This is a genomic window from Candidatus Dedyshia acidiphila, assembly GCF_051025295.1.
Lineage (GTDB): Bacteria > Acidobacteriota > Terriglobia > Terriglobales > Acidobacteriaceae > KBS-83.
The window spans coordinates 40,984-54,825 of record NZ_JBMGJV010000006.1 but is presented as its reverse complement, the minus strand read 5'-3'; the positions used below and the strand labels follow the sequence as shown (position 1 = coordinate 54,825).

The 13,842-nt window shown below is 64.6% G+C and carries 14 protein-coding genes; 6 read left to right on the top strand and 8 right to left on the bottom strand.

Annotated elements, in window-relative coordinates:
* Together AC5IJH_RS04190 and opgC are read left to right on the top strand one after the other, a co-directional pair.
* Positions 1-1,179 (top strand): acyl-CoA dehydrogenase family protein, encoded by a 1,179-nt coding sequence (locus tag AC5IJH_RS04190; RefSeq protein ID WP_491901546.1) that lies wholly within the window; start codon positions 1-3, stop codon positions 1,177-1,179.
* 120 nt (positions 1,180-1,299) lie between these two features.
* Positions 1,300-2,487: an OpgC domain-containing protein gene (gene opgC / locus AC5IJH_RS04185; RefSeq protein WP_491901545.1), complete on the top strand. Its 1,188-nt coding sequence runs from the start codon at positions 1,300-1,302 to the stop codon at positions 2,485-2,487.
* Here opgC and AC5IJH_RS04180 read toward each other — a convergent pair.
* Both AC5IJH_RS04180 and mqnE read right to left on the bottom strand, forming a co-directional pair.
* The gene (locus tag AC5IJH_RS04180) at positions 2,484-3,092 is read right to left on the bottom strand and encodes an HAD family hydrolase (RefSeq protein WP_491901544.1); all 609 of its coding nucleotides are present in this window, start codon (positions 3,090-3,092) and stop codon (positions 2,484-2,486) included. The genes opgC and AC5IJH_RS04180 overlap by 4 nt on opposite strands.
* A 69-nt stretch (positions 3,093-3,161) precedes the next feature.
* Positions 3,162-4,310 carry an aminofutalosine synthase MqnE gene (gene mqnE / locus AC5IJH_RS04175; RefSeq protein ID WP_491901543.1) on the bottom strand — a complete coding sequence of 383 codons (1,149 nt, stop codon included), beginning with the start codon at positions 4,308-4,310 and terminating at the stop codon, positions 3,162-3,164.
* 168 nt (positions 4,311-4,478) lie between these two features.
* Here mqnE and AC5IJH_RS04170 point away from each other — a divergent pair, with 168 nt between their 5' ends.
* On the top strand, positions 4,479-5,072 hold the full coding sequence (locus AC5IJH_RS04170; RefSeq protein WP_491901542.1) for a hypothetical protein: 594 nt from the start codon (positions 4,479-4,481) through the stop codon (positions 5,070-5,072).
* Here the strand turns inward: AC5IJH_RS04170 and AC5IJH_RS04165 are convergent.
* The 6 genes from AC5IJH_RS04165 to AC5IJH_RS04140 all read right to left on the bottom strand — a co-directional run bounded on the left by AC5IJH_RS04165 (position 5,064) and on the right by AC5IJH_RS04140 (position 12,392).
* On the bottom strand, positions 5,064-5,528 hold the full coding sequence (locus AC5IJH_RS04165) for a GNAT family N-acetyltransferase (RefSeq protein WP_491901610.1): 465 nt from the start codon (positions 5,526-5,528) through the stop codon (positions 5,064-5,066). The two genes, AC5IJH_RS04170 and AC5IJH_RS04165, sit on opposite strands and share 9 nt — an antisense overlap.
* 68 nt (positions 5,529-5,596) lie before the next feature.
* Positions 5,597-7,615 carry a WD40/YVTN/BNR-like repeat-containing protein gene (locus tag AC5IJH_RS04160; RefSeq protein WP_491901541.1) on the bottom strand — a complete coding sequence of 673 codons (2,019 nt, stop codon included), beginning with the start codon at positions 7,613-7,615 and terminating at the stop codon, positions 5,597-5,599.
* A gap of 195 nt (positions 7,616-7,810) precedes the next feature.
* Positions 7,811-9,526, bottom strand: coding sequence for an OmpA family protein (locus AC5IJH_RS04155; RefSeq protein WP_491901540.1), 1,716 nt, complete (start codon positions 9,524-9,526; stop codon positions 7,811-7,813).
* A gap of 333 nt (positions 9,527-9,859) precedes the next feature.
* A complete protein-coding gene (locus AC5IJH_RS04150; protein WP_491901539.1) occupies positions 9,860-10,435 on the bottom strand; it encodes an NADH-quinone oxidoreductase subunit B in 576 nt (191 codons plus the stop codon).
* Positions 10,436-10,523: 88 nt separating this feature from the next.
* Positions 10,524-10,973: an FtsB family cell division protein gene (locus AC5IJH_RS04145; protein WP_491901538.1), complete on the bottom strand. Its 450-nt coding sequence runs from the start codon at positions 10,971-10,973 to the stop codon at positions 10,524-10,526.
* An 18-nt stretch (positions 10,974-10,991) separates the two neighbouring features.
* Positions 10,992-12,392 (bottom strand): phosphoglucomutase/phosphomannomutase family protein, encoded by a 1,401-nt coding sequence (locus AC5IJH_RS04140; RefSeq protein ID WP_491901537.1) that lies wholly within the window; start codon positions 12,390-12,392, stop codon positions 10,992-10,994.
* 151 nt (positions 12,393-12,543) lie between these two features.
* Here AC5IJH_RS04140 and cutA point away from each other — a divergent pair, with 151 nt between their 5' ends.
* From cutA to AC5IJH_RS04125, 3 genes are all read left to right on the top strand, one after another.
* On the top strand, positions 12,544-12,861 hold the full coding sequence (gene cutA, locus AC5IJH_RS04135) for a divalent-cation tolerance protein CutA (protein ID WP_491901536.1): 318 nt from the start codon (positions 12,544-12,546) through the stop codon (positions 12,859-12,861).
* 93 nt (positions 12,862-12,954) lie between these two features.
* Entirely contained in the window at positions 12,955-13,128 is a 174-nt protein-coding gene (locus AC5IJH_RS04130; RefSeq protein ID WP_491901535.1) for a hypothetical protein, read from the top strand.
* Between the two features lie 11 nt (positions 13,129-13,139).
* Positions 13,140-13,781: a biotin transporter BioY gene (locus AC5IJH_RS04125; RefSeq protein ID WP_491901534.1), complete on the top strand. Its 642-nt coding sequence runs from the start codon at positions 13,140-13,142 to the stop codon at positions 13,779-13,781.
* Positions 13,782-13,842 lie beyond the last annotated feature (61 nt).

Genomic DNA, 13,842 nt, shown 5'->3' with positions numbered 1-13,842 from the left:
ATGGCTTTCAAGTTCAAGGGCGTTGACTTCATCGGCTTCGACACATTGTTGTCGGAGGATGAGCGGATGGTGCGCGAGACGGCGCGCCGCTATGTCGAAAACAACGTCATCCCGATCATCGAGGAGTGCAATCGCGAGGGCCGGTTTCCGCGCGAGCTGATCAAGCCGATGGGCGAGCTCGGCTTCTTTGGCGCGAACCTGCATGGCTATGGCTGCGCCGGGATGTCGAATGTCGAGTACGGACTCGTGACACAGGAGCTGGAGCGCGGCGATAGCGGGCTCCGCTCGTTTGTGAGCGTGCAGTCCGCGCTGGTGATGTACCCGATCTACACCTTCGGCACGGACGCGCAGAAGGACGAGTGGCTGCCCGCGATGGCCAAGGGCGAGAAACTGGGCTGCTTCGGCCTGACGGAGCCGGACTTCGGCTCAAACCCGGGCGGCATGCGGACACGCGCGCGGCGCGATGGCGACGACTACATCCTGAATGGCGAAAAGATGTGGATCACGTCGGGTTCGATCGCGGACGTCGCGGTGATCTGGGCGAAGGTGACGGATGAGAACGACAAGGTCCGCGGCTTCCTGGTGCCGACCAAGACGCCGGGCTTCCGCGCGTATGACGTGCATGGCAAGTGGTCGCTGCGTGCGTCGATCACGTCGGGGCTGGCGTTGCAGGATGTGCGGGTGCCTGCATCGGCGCTGCTGCCGGGCACGGGTGGTCTGAAGTCGCCGCTGATGTGCCTGAACCAGGCGCGCTTCGGCATTAGCTGGGGCGCGCTGGGCGCGGCCATGGCGTGCTATGACACGGCGCTGCAGTATGCACTAATGCGGAAGCAGTTCCGCGATCAGCCGATCGCGAGCCACCAGTTGGTGCAGGAGAAGCTGGCCTGGATGGTGACGGAGATCACGAAGGGCCAACTGCTGTCGCTGCAGGTAGGGCGGTTGAAGGATGCCGGCAAGGTGGGCTTCGAGCACATCTCGATGGCCAAGCGGAACAACGTGCAGATCGCGCTCGAATGCGCGCGGCTGTCGCGCGACGTGCTGGGCGGCAACGGCATCACGGACGACTACCCGATCATGCGCCACATGATGAACCTCGAGTCGGTAAAGACGTACGAGGGCACGCAGGATATCCACACGCTGATCATCGGGCAGGCGATCACCGGGATTGCGGCGTACTAAGCAGTTCTGCTGATTTCCTGCTGCGAGGAAGCGGGCCTGTTCGGGATGCACACAGCGAAGTGCATTGTTTCCGCGCAACCTGCTCCCCGGAACTCCGTCTAAGAGGGCTGGGGAGCGTGTTTGCGTTTGAACCTGAAGAACACATCGACGGCCGCTCTCAAGAAGCTGCAGCTCACGCGGCGGCCTGAGTTCGATGCGCTCCGAGGCTTGTTCCTGGTGTGGATGACGCTGACGCATCTGCCGACGCGAATGAGCGATTTCGTGAACCAGCCATTCGGGTTCGTCTCCTCGGCTGAGGGTTTTGTGTTCCTCTCCGCGCTGCTGGTGGGACGTGTGTACATGCGGCAGGCGCTCGATCCGGACGCCCTACGCAACAAGCTATGGAAGCGCGCGCTGCGTGTGTACGCTTACCACGTCTCGCTGCTGCTGCTGGCGTTCACGTTTGCTGCGGCGTTCGCGCACTTCAGCCATCGTGCAGCGCTCGAGCATCTGCTCGACTTCTACTTTGCGCACCCCGGCGTGGCGATCATCGGCTCACTGCTGCTGATCTACTGTCCGCCGCTGCTCGACATCCTGCCGATGTACGTGCTGTTCCTGCTGGCATCGCCACTGGCGATATCGATCGCAGCGCGGCGGGGCTGGCGGCCTGTGGTGATCGGCAGCACATTCATTTGGCTGCTGGCGCAGTTTCACCTGCGCATCTGGGTGCATGATGCGGTCGTCTCGCTGACGCATCTGCCGATCCCGCTGCAGCAGTCGGGCGCGTTCAATCTGTTCGCGTGGCAGTGGATCTGGATCATCGGCATGTGGCTGGGGGCGCGCTCGCTTGAAGGCTCACTACCGCTGCGCCGCCTGCCTGTGTGGACGCGCTGGGTGGCGGGCGCGGTGTGCGTCTTCTTCTTTGGCGTGCGGCATAGCTGGTGGGGGCCTGCGCTGACACAAGAGAGCTTCGGGATGTGGCTCGACAAGTGGCAGGTCGCGCCGCTGCGCATGCTGAACATCGTGGCGTTTGTGATCCTGCTGTACGGGGCGCGCAGCGCAGTGCGCTGGGTGATCTCGCGCGAGCCGTTTATCACGCTGGGCAAGGCCTCGCTCGAGGTCTTCTGCGCGCACCTGCTGTTTGTCTTCCTTGGACTCGCGCTGCTCTACGGCGAGGTGCCGCAGCTGCATGGCGTGGTCGCGCTAACGCTGCTGATCGTGACGTTCGCTGCTTTGATTTACGTGGCGCAGCGGCAGGTGCGACGCAAGCGCGCGAAGGTGGAACAGGTGCCCGCACCGCCTGCGGCGGTTGCGAACACGGCTGCCTAGCTCTGCGCGACCACTCCGCGCTGCGATGGCGGAGGCACCTTGACCGAAGCCATGCCCGCAGCAGTCGCGGCCTGAATGCCCATCTCCGTATCTTCGAAGACCAGGCACGCGCCTGGAGCGACGCCGAGCCGCGCGGCCGCGGTCAGGAAGGCCTCCGGGTCGGGCTTGCCGCGCGTGTAGTCCTCGGCGCAGACCAGTGTGTCAAAGCGGTTGAGCAGCCCGAGCACCTCGAGCGATGCCGTGACCGATTCCCTGCTGCTGCCGGAGACGACCGCGAACGGGATCCTGCCATGGCTGAGCTCGATATGCTCAAGCACCTCGGGTACGGCCGCCAGTTTCGGCAGCAGTTCGTAGTAGAACGACTCTTTCTGCTCGAGCACCTCGGCTACTGGCATGGTGAGGCTGTGACGCTCATTCAGCGCCGCGATAATCGCGGCGACCGGCATGCCGCCCCAGGCATAGAACAGCTCCTCATCGAAGGGGCACGACCAGCGGGAGAGCGCGCGCTGCCACGCGACCAGGTGCAGCGGCATCGAGTCCGCGATGGTGCCATCGCAGTCAAACAGGTACGCAGCAAAGCTGCCTGCAGGGATTGGCAGTTTCATCGTGTCTCCTGAATCCGGCTAGATGGGGCATCCGGGCAGATCGGGGTGAGTTGTACTGCGCGAGTGGCGCTAGACGCCGACGGTGAAGCTCTCTTCGGTGCGGGTGACCGGACGGTAGAGTGTGTCGCGCTCGAAGGGCTCGCGGCCAGCCTCGCGGATGAGCCGGATCAGGTCGCTGCGACGCATGCCCTGCGGCGTGCTCGCGCCCGCGTCGTGGTAGATCTTCTCTTCGATCACGGTGCCGTCGATGTCGTCTGCGCCGAAACGCAGCGCCACCTGCGCGATGCCCGCGGTCATCATCTGCCAGTACGCCTTGATGTGCGCGAAGTTGTCGAGCAGCAGGCGGCCGACGGCGATCTGGCGCAGGTCGGTGAGGCCGGTGGTGCGCGGCAGGTGCGAGAGCGGCGTGTTGTCGGGATGGAACGCGAGCGGGATGAAGGTCTGAAAGCCGCCGGTGTCGTCCTGCACGGCGCGCAGGCGCAGCATGTGGTCGACGCGGTCCTCATCATTCTCGACATGGCCGTAGAGCATGGTGGCGTTCGAGCGCAGGCCGAGCTTGTGCGCGGCGCGCGCGGTTTCGAGCCACTCGCCGCCGTCGATCTTGTGATCGCAGATGATGTGGCGGACACGGTCGGAGAAGATCTCTGCACCGCCACCGGGCATCGAGTCCACGCCAGCTTCCTTGAGGCGCATCAGCACTTCAGGAATGGTGATCCTGGCGCGGCGCGCCAGGAACGACACCTCAACCATGGTGAAGCCCTTGACGTGCACAAGCGGGAAGCGCTCCTTGAGCCCGCGGACGAGATCGAGGAAGTATTCAAGCGGAAGATCCGGGTGCAGACCACCGACGATGTGGAACTCGGTGACGGCCTCGTGATAGCCGGTCGCGGCGGATGTCCATGCTTCGTCAAGCGCCATGGTGTAGGCGCCGGGCTCATCCTTCTTGCGGCCGAAGGCGCAGAGCCGACACGCCGCGACACAGACGTTGGTCGGATTGATGTGGCGGTTCACGTTGAAGTAGGTGATGTCGCCGTGCAGCGACTCACGCACTGCGTTCGCGAGCGAGCCCACGGCCAGGATGTCCTTGCTGCCGTAGAGCGTGAGGCCGTCCTCGAAGGACAGTCTCTCGCCGGCGAACACCTTCTCCGCAACAGCGGCGAGCCGCGGGTCTGCGGTGCGAAACGACTGGCTGGATAGCTTGGCTCTCGATGCGCTCACATCTCTATTCTACGACCGCAGCGACGGCGCGAGCACGGCGCATGCTTGCTCGTTGACCCGGCAGAGCACCAGCGGGAAGCAGCAGAGGCCGGCTGATAGGATGCCTTGACGGTTCGCGTTCGTGCGAAGCAGGCCTGAGCTTCGCGAGTGCTCGAGCGTTCTCTGCCCATGCATCGTTCCCTGTTATCGAAATACTCCGCCGTGTTGCTGCTGCTGCTTCTGTGCGCGGCACAGCGTGCAAAGGGTGGTGGCGATGGGCCGACCCTGCCGACGATCAGCTTTTACAACCTGGCAAAGGCGCGCGTGACGCTGCCGCCCGACCTGCACAGCGATCGCAACCTGCTCCTGCTCTACTTTCAGCTCACGCAGCAGAACGATGTGAACACCTGGATGACGGTAGTCGATCACTGGCATGAGAGCGATTCGGCGCTGACGGCCTACGTTTCGCTGGTCTCGCCTGCGAAGAACATCCTGTCGCGCTGGTGGCAGAATGCGTCGCTGCGCGGCACCGCGCCAGACCCGAGCCGGTGGAACATGACGCTGCCGCTCTACGTGAACAAGCAGTCGTTTGAAGGGGCACTCGACATCCACTCAGAAGATGCGCCGGTGCTGCTGCTGCTGGATCGGAAGGGACACGTGCTGGGCCGCGTGAGTGGTGCGCCGACAGACCCAACACGCGCCGCCATGCGTTCTCTGCTGGAGGCGGCCGGGGCACCGGCACTGACGCCGGCCGATCTTCCGCCGGCTCCGCAGCTACGCTGAGTCTGGCTTCTCGAGCGGCGCTTTCTCGACGGCGGGCAGCGTCTTGCGCAGCACCAGGGCATCCGTTTTATCAGCGTAGTAGCCCCGTAGACGCGCCGTGCCCTCGTACCCCATGCGGGCGTAAAACGCCTGTGCGCCGTGGTTGTCGACCGCGACCTCGAGCGTGATCGCGACGCAGCCGAGTTCGGCCAGGCGCTGCTCGCCCGCCGTGATCAGCGTCTGCCCGATGCCCATGCGTCGCAGCTCCGGAGCGACGTCGATGGTAATAAAGTGGCCCATCTTGCGGCCACCTTCAAGACGCCAGTCGAGTACACAGAAGCCGGCGAGCGGCAGGCGAGCGGTGGTCTCCTGCGGCGGTTCCTCTTCAAGCTCGGCGATGAACGTGGTACTGCGGACGTGGCGGACGAAGTAGTAGAGCTCTGCGCGCGAGTAGGAGATGGGCGGTGGGAAACACACCGCGTCCAATCGCTCCAGCTCGGGCAGGTCGTCTGGGCGGTACTTCCGCAGCCGTACCCGTGCGCGTTCTACTTGTGGCCTCCCACGCCAGCGGCCGGGGCCGTTGCGCCTGAGGCCGGCTGCTGCACCACGCCGTTGTAGAGCGAGGCGGCGAGCAGGCGGCCGCCATTCGAGCGTACACCGCGCACGTGCCAACCCGCGTCCCACCACTTCCAGCTCTTGTCCGCCTCGTTGACGGCCATGACCCAGGTCGAGCTCCACGACGTGATCACGATGCGGCGCAGATCGCCGTCGTAGTCGATGCCGCTGATGTCCGAGAACGGCAGCGAGGCGAGGAAGGTCCAGTTCGCGCCCTTGTCCGTGCTGTAGTAGACGCCTTCGCGGCCGCCCAGCCACATGCTGCCACCCGGGGCCAGTGTGCTGGTGCGGACAGTGGTCAGCTTGCCCGGCATGGGCAGCTCGTTCCAGGTGTGGCCCTCGTCCTGCGAGAGGTTGATGCCGGTGCGGCGGGTAGCCAGAACCGTTGAGCCCTGCGCATGCACGCTGAGGAATTCGGACTGGCCGAGCACCGGTCCGCCGGCCCAGACGTGACCCTGATCGCGGGACGCGTAGACGCCCTTGGCGGTCGCGGCATACCAGACGGGCTGGGTCAGATCGAGGGCATTGACGCGACCGTCGATCTCGCCCGCGGGCACCTCGATCCTCTTGGTGGTCTTGACGGTCTTGCCTTTGCGCTTCGTGTACACGGGCTTCTCTTCTGTGCGGACGACGCGTCCGGCAGGCTGCCAGCGGCCGCCCTGCCACACAAAGATGCCGTGGCTGGTGCCGGCGAGCAGCGTGCCATCCGGGCTCTCGGCCAGGCTGAAGACATCGCGGCCGTCGAGGCCCTGGCTCTGCTGCTGCCAGGTGCGGCCAGCGTCGGCGGAGGTGAAGACGCCGCCGTACATCTTGTCATTGACCACGCCGGCGTACAGACGGTTGGGGTCCTTGACGTCCTTGGTGATTGCGGCGACCTGGCGCTGGGAGAAGCCGTGGTTCGACTGGGCAAAGGTGACGGCCTGATCGTCGCTGAGCAGCACGCCGCTGCGGTCGGTCGCGAGCAGGACGTGGCGCGGGTTCTTCGGGTCTACGTAGACGTCGTTGATGATGACGTCCGGGCCGGTGAGGCGGGTCCAGTTGGTGCCTGCGCTGCTCGTCCGGTAGAGGCCTTCGGTGGTGCCGGCGTAGACGGTCGAGTGGGTCATCGGGTCCTGCATGAGGACGCGGGTGCGGCGCGCGGTCGAGGGGATGCCCTGGATCTTGTGGTAAAGCTCGCCACCGTTGTCGCTCTTATAGATACCGGAGCAGGCGCTGGTGTAGACGGTCTGCGGCGCGGTGGGATCGATGATGATGGAGAAGACGTCAGAGTCGTCGATCAGGCCCTGCTTGATGTTGTGCCAGTTCGCGCCGCCATCGGTGGTTTTCCACGGCAGGTGCCAGGTGCCGGCGTAGATGGTCTTCGGGTCCTTGGGGTCGATGGCGATCGACTCGACCTCGTGCAACTCGTTGCTTGCGGCCGGGCTGATCAGGTCCCAGTGCATGCCGCCGTCTTCGCTGCGGTAGACGCCCTTGAGCGTGCCGACAACGAGCATCTTTGGATTGCTCTGCGCCTGTGAGAGCGCGCGGATCGACTGGCCATCCATGGCCGGAACCTTGATCCAGGTGCGGCCGGCGTCGTGGCTGATGAACAGGCCGCCGTCCGGGTGATCGACCACCCACGCAGCAACATAGATCGTCTTGGGGTCGCCCTGGTCGACCACGATATTGTCGAGGATCAGGTCGTCCTTCGGCGAAAGCTTGGTCAGGCGATTCCAGGAGGCGCCGGCATCGCGGCTCTCATAGAGCCAGCTGTTGGTGGTGCCGAGAAACAGGTGGCGGCTGTCGCTGGGGTCGGCGGCGAAGCTGCGCGCGTCCCCTCCATCCGGACCGACGGGAACCCAGGCGGTCGAGACGGGATTCGCGTTGGTGGCCGCCTGGGGCGGCGCTGCCAGCACAGGCAGAGAGGAGGCGGAGAGAAGCAGCAGGCACGCGAGTCGGCGAGGGGTCATCTACAGGCACTTCCTTGGAACGTGGGGATATTAGTTCAAGAGTAACGAGTGGCAGGAGCGAAGGGCAATGCCACGAAGGGGCCCGTATCCAGGTATGCATCGGGGGGCGGTACCTGGGGTGGGGAGGACGGCTGAGAAAGAGAACGGGGCTGACCGGTGATCCGGTCAGCCCCGTTGTTCGTGACGAAGAAGGCTTTACTTGGCAGCCTTCTTGCGGTGGTGGTGACGGGCGGCGGCGTGGGCAGCGCGGGTCTGTGGCCGGACGCTGTCCTCGTTCACCTGGGTCGTGCCCTGGACGTCGTTCTCGAAGTTCGCACCAGCCGGGACCAGGTAGTTCTGCGCCTGCTTCCCTGCTTCACTGCCTGTGCGGACCTGGACGCGGGAGGCATCGATGCCCTTTTCCTTGACCAGGTAGTCCTTCGTGTTGACGGCGCGCTGTGCTGCGACCTTTGCTCCACCCTTCTCGTCCGAGGCGGCATCACCAACCACGATTGCCGTCGCATCCGAGGAGCGCTGGAGGTTCAGTGCCACATCATCCAGGCAGGCCTTGGCTTCGTTGTCGACGCGAGCCGGACGGCGCTTGTCACGATCGAAGTTGATCGAGCAGAGCGTCTGCGTCTTGGGCTGCGGCGGCGGCGGCGGCGCTTCCACGTTTACCGTGGTCGTGCTCGAAGCCGTCTGTCCCTTGTCGTCGGCGACGTTGCAGGTCACGGTGATCGTGCCCGCCGGTGCGCCGGAGGTGGTCAGGGTGGCAGTGTTGTTGCTGCCGTTGATCTGGCCAGCCGAGGTGGTGTAGGTGTAGGTCAGCGGACGGTTCTGCGGGCTCACACCCTGGGCAGTGATCGTCGAGCTGTCGCCCGGCTTGACGGTGGTCGGATTCGCCGAGCAGCTGAGTGTCGGCGGCTCGAACTGCTTGACCTCGAAGTTCGAGGTGCAATCAGCGAACTGACCGGCCTTCTGGCCCTGCGAGACGTGACCTGTGACCGAGTAGTTGCCGGGGTTCAGACCGTTGGTATCGACGGCGCCCGTGTTTGAGTCACCCGTAACCTTCACGCCGTTGGCGCCGGTCCAGCTATAGGTCGGCGTCTTCTTCGGGTTCAGGTTGGTGGTGGTTCCAGTGATGGTGACCGGATCGCCCGGGTAGACCGAGGCGGGGCTGGCGGCGCACTGATAGGTAACCGGCGGCGGCGGCGTGATGCTGCCGAGGTGATAGAGCAGACCGGTGCTGAGGCGAACCGCGTTCAGGTTGGCACGACCGCCCGTGGGGTACGGGAACTGCGGGCCGAAATTCACGTGGTAGTACTGATAATCCGCCTGGAAGACCCGGATGCCGAAGTGGTGGCCGAGGGCGTAGTCAAGACCGCCGCCCGCAGTGAGTGCCGGACCCCAGGTGTAGGGCTGCTTGTAAGGGCCGCCCAGCCGAACGCCGCCTGCTTCGAAGTGAACGAAGGGCGTGATCTCTTCGGCGGGATAGCGGAATACGATACCGCCCGAGGCGACGGACGCGCCGTCATTCTTGCCGTCGGGGTGGTTGCTGTATTCGACCTGCGCGCCGACGTAGCGATTGAAGAAGTAGGTGCCGCTCCCGATCGCGCCGAGGTCGATCGAGGAGTAGGTGACCGGACCGGTGAGGCCGACCGCCGCCCCCCCGGGGATGACAAGCGAGCCATGCGGCGCCAGGTACGAATACCCGGCAAAGATGTCCACGCGTGAGGCATACTGAGCCTCAGGAGCCTTGGTGGCCGCCGCGGCTGGGCTGGCAGGAGCATTCGCCGAGACACCGCTCGACGACTGACCCGGGGTGGACTGAGGCGGAGTCTGGTCCTGCGCAAAGAGAGCCGTTGTTCCCAGGCCAACCGCACAGGTGATGAGCAGAATCCGGCTCAGAGAATGCAACGGACGTAAATGCATGCGTTATCCTCCAAAACCGTACTGAAAGTCATACAAAATCTGTTACGAATGGCACTCGAGCGCCCCATCATACTGCAAGCCACTCGCACCATCCGCAATGCAACGAGCCGGCAGCTGAAGCAGAGCTGCTACGCGTTGACTAGGTTAGAGCACATTGTATAAGCCTAGTTGCCTAATCTTTACAATGAGTTAAAGCCAGCATCACCAGAGTAATCAATGCCGGGGCCCGTTACAAATTGATGCTTACTCTTTGACACAGCACATCAGTTCCGTTTCGGCATGGGCCCAGACCGGACCATCCTAACGTTTGTTAGCTTGGATGCAACCGAGAATTTACTCTAGGTTCAACGCCCGCTTCAGTGTGCCGCGCTCCCGCATGATCTTTTCCTGCAGCAGGGTGATGGCGTAGATCAGCTGCTCCGGACGCGGCGGACAGCCGGGAACGTAAACATCGACGGGCACGATCTGGTTCACGCCCTGGACCAGTGCGTAGTTGTTAAATACGCCGCCCGAGGTCGCACAGGCGCCCATGGAGATGACCCACTTCGGCTCGGGCATCTGTTCCCAGAGCCGACGGATGACCGGAGCCATCTTCTGCGAGACGCGGCCGGCGATCACCATCAGGTCCGACTGGCGCGGGGAGGGGCGGAAGACCTCTGCGCCAAAGCGCGCAATGTCATAGCGCGAGGCGCCCATGGACATCATTTCGATCGCGCAGCAGGCGAGGCCGAAGGTCATCGGCCAGACCGAGCTCTTGCGGATCCAGTTCACGGCGAAGTCGAGCGACGTGAGGATGACGCCCTCCGGCTGCTCCTCGCCGAAGTTGGCTTCCTGCACTTTGACCTGATTGCGCGCGCTGCTCTCGAGCGAGCCGAACAGATAACGATCCCGCGGTTCCGCTGTACTCATACCCTCAGTATAGACGCGCAGAGAGGCCGCACCAGATGCCGGCGCTTGCGGTAAACCATACGTGGCAGAACGGGTTGCGGCAGAACGACTAGCGTGCTTGCGGGCTGTGAGCAGCCGGTGCGGTGCGTCGCGGCACGACAGGCTGCATGGGTGCGGAGCCTCTGCCCTCGGGCTCATTGTTCAGCACGATCACCTGGTCCGGCCGGGTGTAGCGCAGGCGCGTGTGGGCCTCGTACTCGATAGCATCGGGATCGTTTTTGAGGTGATCGACGTGGGCCTTGAGCCGGGTGTTCTCGAGCCTGATCTGCTCGAGCTGACGTTGCAGCACCTGGTCTTCCTGCCGCTTGGCCTGATAAGCGAGCAGGCCGTTGGCGCCAAATAATGCGTGGTAGCCGACCAGGGCCGCAATCACGACCGCGCATACGGTGGCAACACGACGGCGCTGCGTATGCGCAGCCGTGGCCAGGGTGAAGCGCTGGGCCAGCCGCCCGCGCGGTGATGCGGCCGGCTGGCCCGATCCTGATGCTGACTGCTGCACGCCTGCTCCCCTTCTGCGTTACTGCAGGACCCAGTCTTTAGCGGCCTGCGTGAGTGTTTCGCTCTCCTCTTGGTTGCGCGCCTCGGTGTAGGCGCGCACCACCGGTTCGGTGCCGGAGAGGCGATAGCAGACCCAGGAGCCATCCTCGAAGATGAGCTTCAGCCCGTCGGTGCGCACCACCTGCGACACGCGCTTGCCGGCCAGCTCCGTCGGGTCCTGCTTCACCTTTTCAGTGAACTTCTCCTTGCTCTCATCGGTCAAGTGGAAGTTCTCCCGCACGGGGTAGAAGGAACCATACTTGGCAAAGAGCGTCCTGAGTTGCTCCCCGAGGCTGCGGCCGCGACGCGCCACCATCTCGGCGACCAGGAGGCCAGCGATGACGCCATCCTTCTCCGGCACATGGCCGCGGATGGTGAGACCGGCGCTCTCCTCGCCGCCGATAGCGATCGCATCTTTGAGGATGAGCTCGCCGATGTACTTGAAGCCAACCGGCGTCTCGTGCAGCGGGACGCTGTTCTTCTCGGCGATGGCATTGATGAGGTTCGTGGTCGCGACCGACTTGGCGACGCCGTTCTTCCAGCCGCGCGTTTCGATCAGGTAGTCGAACAGGAGCGCGATGATGTAGTTGGGCTGGATGAACGTGCCATCCGCATCGACGATGCCGAAGCGATCGGCGTCGCCATCGGTGGCGATGACGAGCTGCGCGCCGACCTCGCGCATCTTTGCCTTCGCGTCGCCGAGCAGGTGATCGTCCGGCTCCGGTGCATGGCCGCCGAAGAGCACGTCGCGGTAGTCGTGCACGGTGTGGACGTTGATGCCGTGCTCGCGCAGCAGGTCGGATGTGTAGCCGCGCGCGGCGCCCCAGAAAGGATCGAAGACGATCTTCAGCTTGGCGGCTTCAATGGCTTCGAAGTTGACGAGTTCCGCGAGTCGCTTCAGGTAGTCGGGCTTCACATCGAGCGTTTCGGTCTTGGTGAGGGGCTTGCCCGGCGCGACTGGCGCATCACCCAGGTCGCGAATGGCGGCCTCGATCTGTTTCGTGACGTCCGGCAGCGCGGGTGCGCCGTCTGCGGTCGAAAACTTGATGCCGTTGTACTCAGGCGGATTGTGCGAGGCAGTGAAGTTGATGCTGCCACTGCTCTTGGTCCGGCGGATGGCGTAGGCAATGGCCGGCGTGGGCGCGGCCTCCGGGATGACCACCGGCGTGACGCCATGCTGGGCCAGCAGACGTGCGGCCTCGTCGACGTACATCTCGCCCATGAAGCGCGGATCGCGGCCGACCAGCACGCGATGGCTGCCCGGCTGGCTGGCGACATGTGTGGCGATGCCGGTGACGGCGCGTCGAATGTTTGCGAGGGTAAACTCCTCCGCAACGATGGCCCGCCAGCCCGAGGTGCCGAACTTGATCTCTGTCGCCATGGCTTTGCTGTCTTTCTCCTGTTGGGATCGCGCGCCGGGCACATCGAAGGTTGCTGTGCCGTCGGATGCGGTTCGCGGAGGATTGTATGGCAGAGCGCGTGGTGAGCGCACCGGAGCTGTGCGTGGCCGTTCGGTTCGGCGAGGTTGAGCGATGAGCGAAGCACGCCTGGTGCTGGTAACAGCGGGCAGTCGCGGAGAGGGTGAGCGCATCGCGCACGCGCTGGTCGAGGAGCGGCTGGCCGCGTGCGTGAATGTGCTGGGCGGCGTGCGTTCGATCTACCGCTGGCAGGACGCGATCGAGTCAGCGGAGGAGGCGCTGCTGTTGATCAAAACTCGGCAATCCGCTGTGGAAGGGCTGCGCCAGCGGGTCCACGAACTGCATAGCTACGACGTGCCGGAGTTCCTGGTGCTCGACATCGAGGGCGGCAGCGAAGCCTACCTGCAGTGGGTGCTCGCGAACGTGCGCTGATGCCAGCGGCTGGAAACGGCCACGAGCGACATGCCCGGGGTGACGCCTGACTTTGTTATCCTGACTTTTCTGGAAGGACCGCCTCCCCGACGCATGCGCTGGCTGTTTGCCGTCTTCATCGCGAGCCTGATTGCGCTGCTCTGGGCAGCGATCGCGGTGGCCCGGCACATTCGCCGCGACGCCCGCGAGCGGACGAGCGGTGGGGTCCTCAAGGAAAGCGAGCCGGCCCGCGAAGCGATCGCGAGCACGGACGTGCCGGAAGACTGAGGGAGAGCAGGATGATGCACGACACGACGCCTGAAAGCATGCAGCAGTCCGCAGTCGAAGCACCGCTGGCCACACACGCAAGTGACAACGTTCGCCACCTTGCCGGGCAAGCCGGCATTGCGATCGCCGCGACGGCGCTGGTCGCGCTCTGCGCGCATATCTCGGTGCCGCTCGGCTTTACGCCGGTGCCGATCACGCTGCAGCCTTTCGCGGTGCTGCTGCTGGGGCTGCTGCTCTCGCCCGCGCTGAGCTTCGCGGCGCTGACGCTTTATCTGCTCGAAGGCGCGGCCGGTCTGCCGGTGTTTAGCCCACATGGTCCGGGCGGCCTGTTCCAGCTCTTCGGCTACAGTGGCGGTTACCTGATGGCCGAGCCGTTCGCTGCTGCCGCTGCCGGTCTGCTCTACCGCTGGGCCAAGCGCAACTGGGCCGGCGCACTTGCGGGCGCGGCGGTGGGCGATCTGCTGCTGCTCTCGGGTGGCGCTGCGTGGTTCGGCGTGCTGACGCACACCGGCGTTGCGACCCTGCTCCGCGTTTCGATTGCGCCGTTCCTGGTAAGCGACGCGGCCAAGGTGCTGGCAGCCGCTGCCTGCGCCCAGATCTTCCTCTCATTCACCCAGCGCGCGCAGCCAACGGACCCGTCAGTCCGTTCCTAAAGCAGCGCCTCGATCGCCAGCCGCCGGCTGGTTGCGGAAAGGAACACAATCGCGTGAGCAC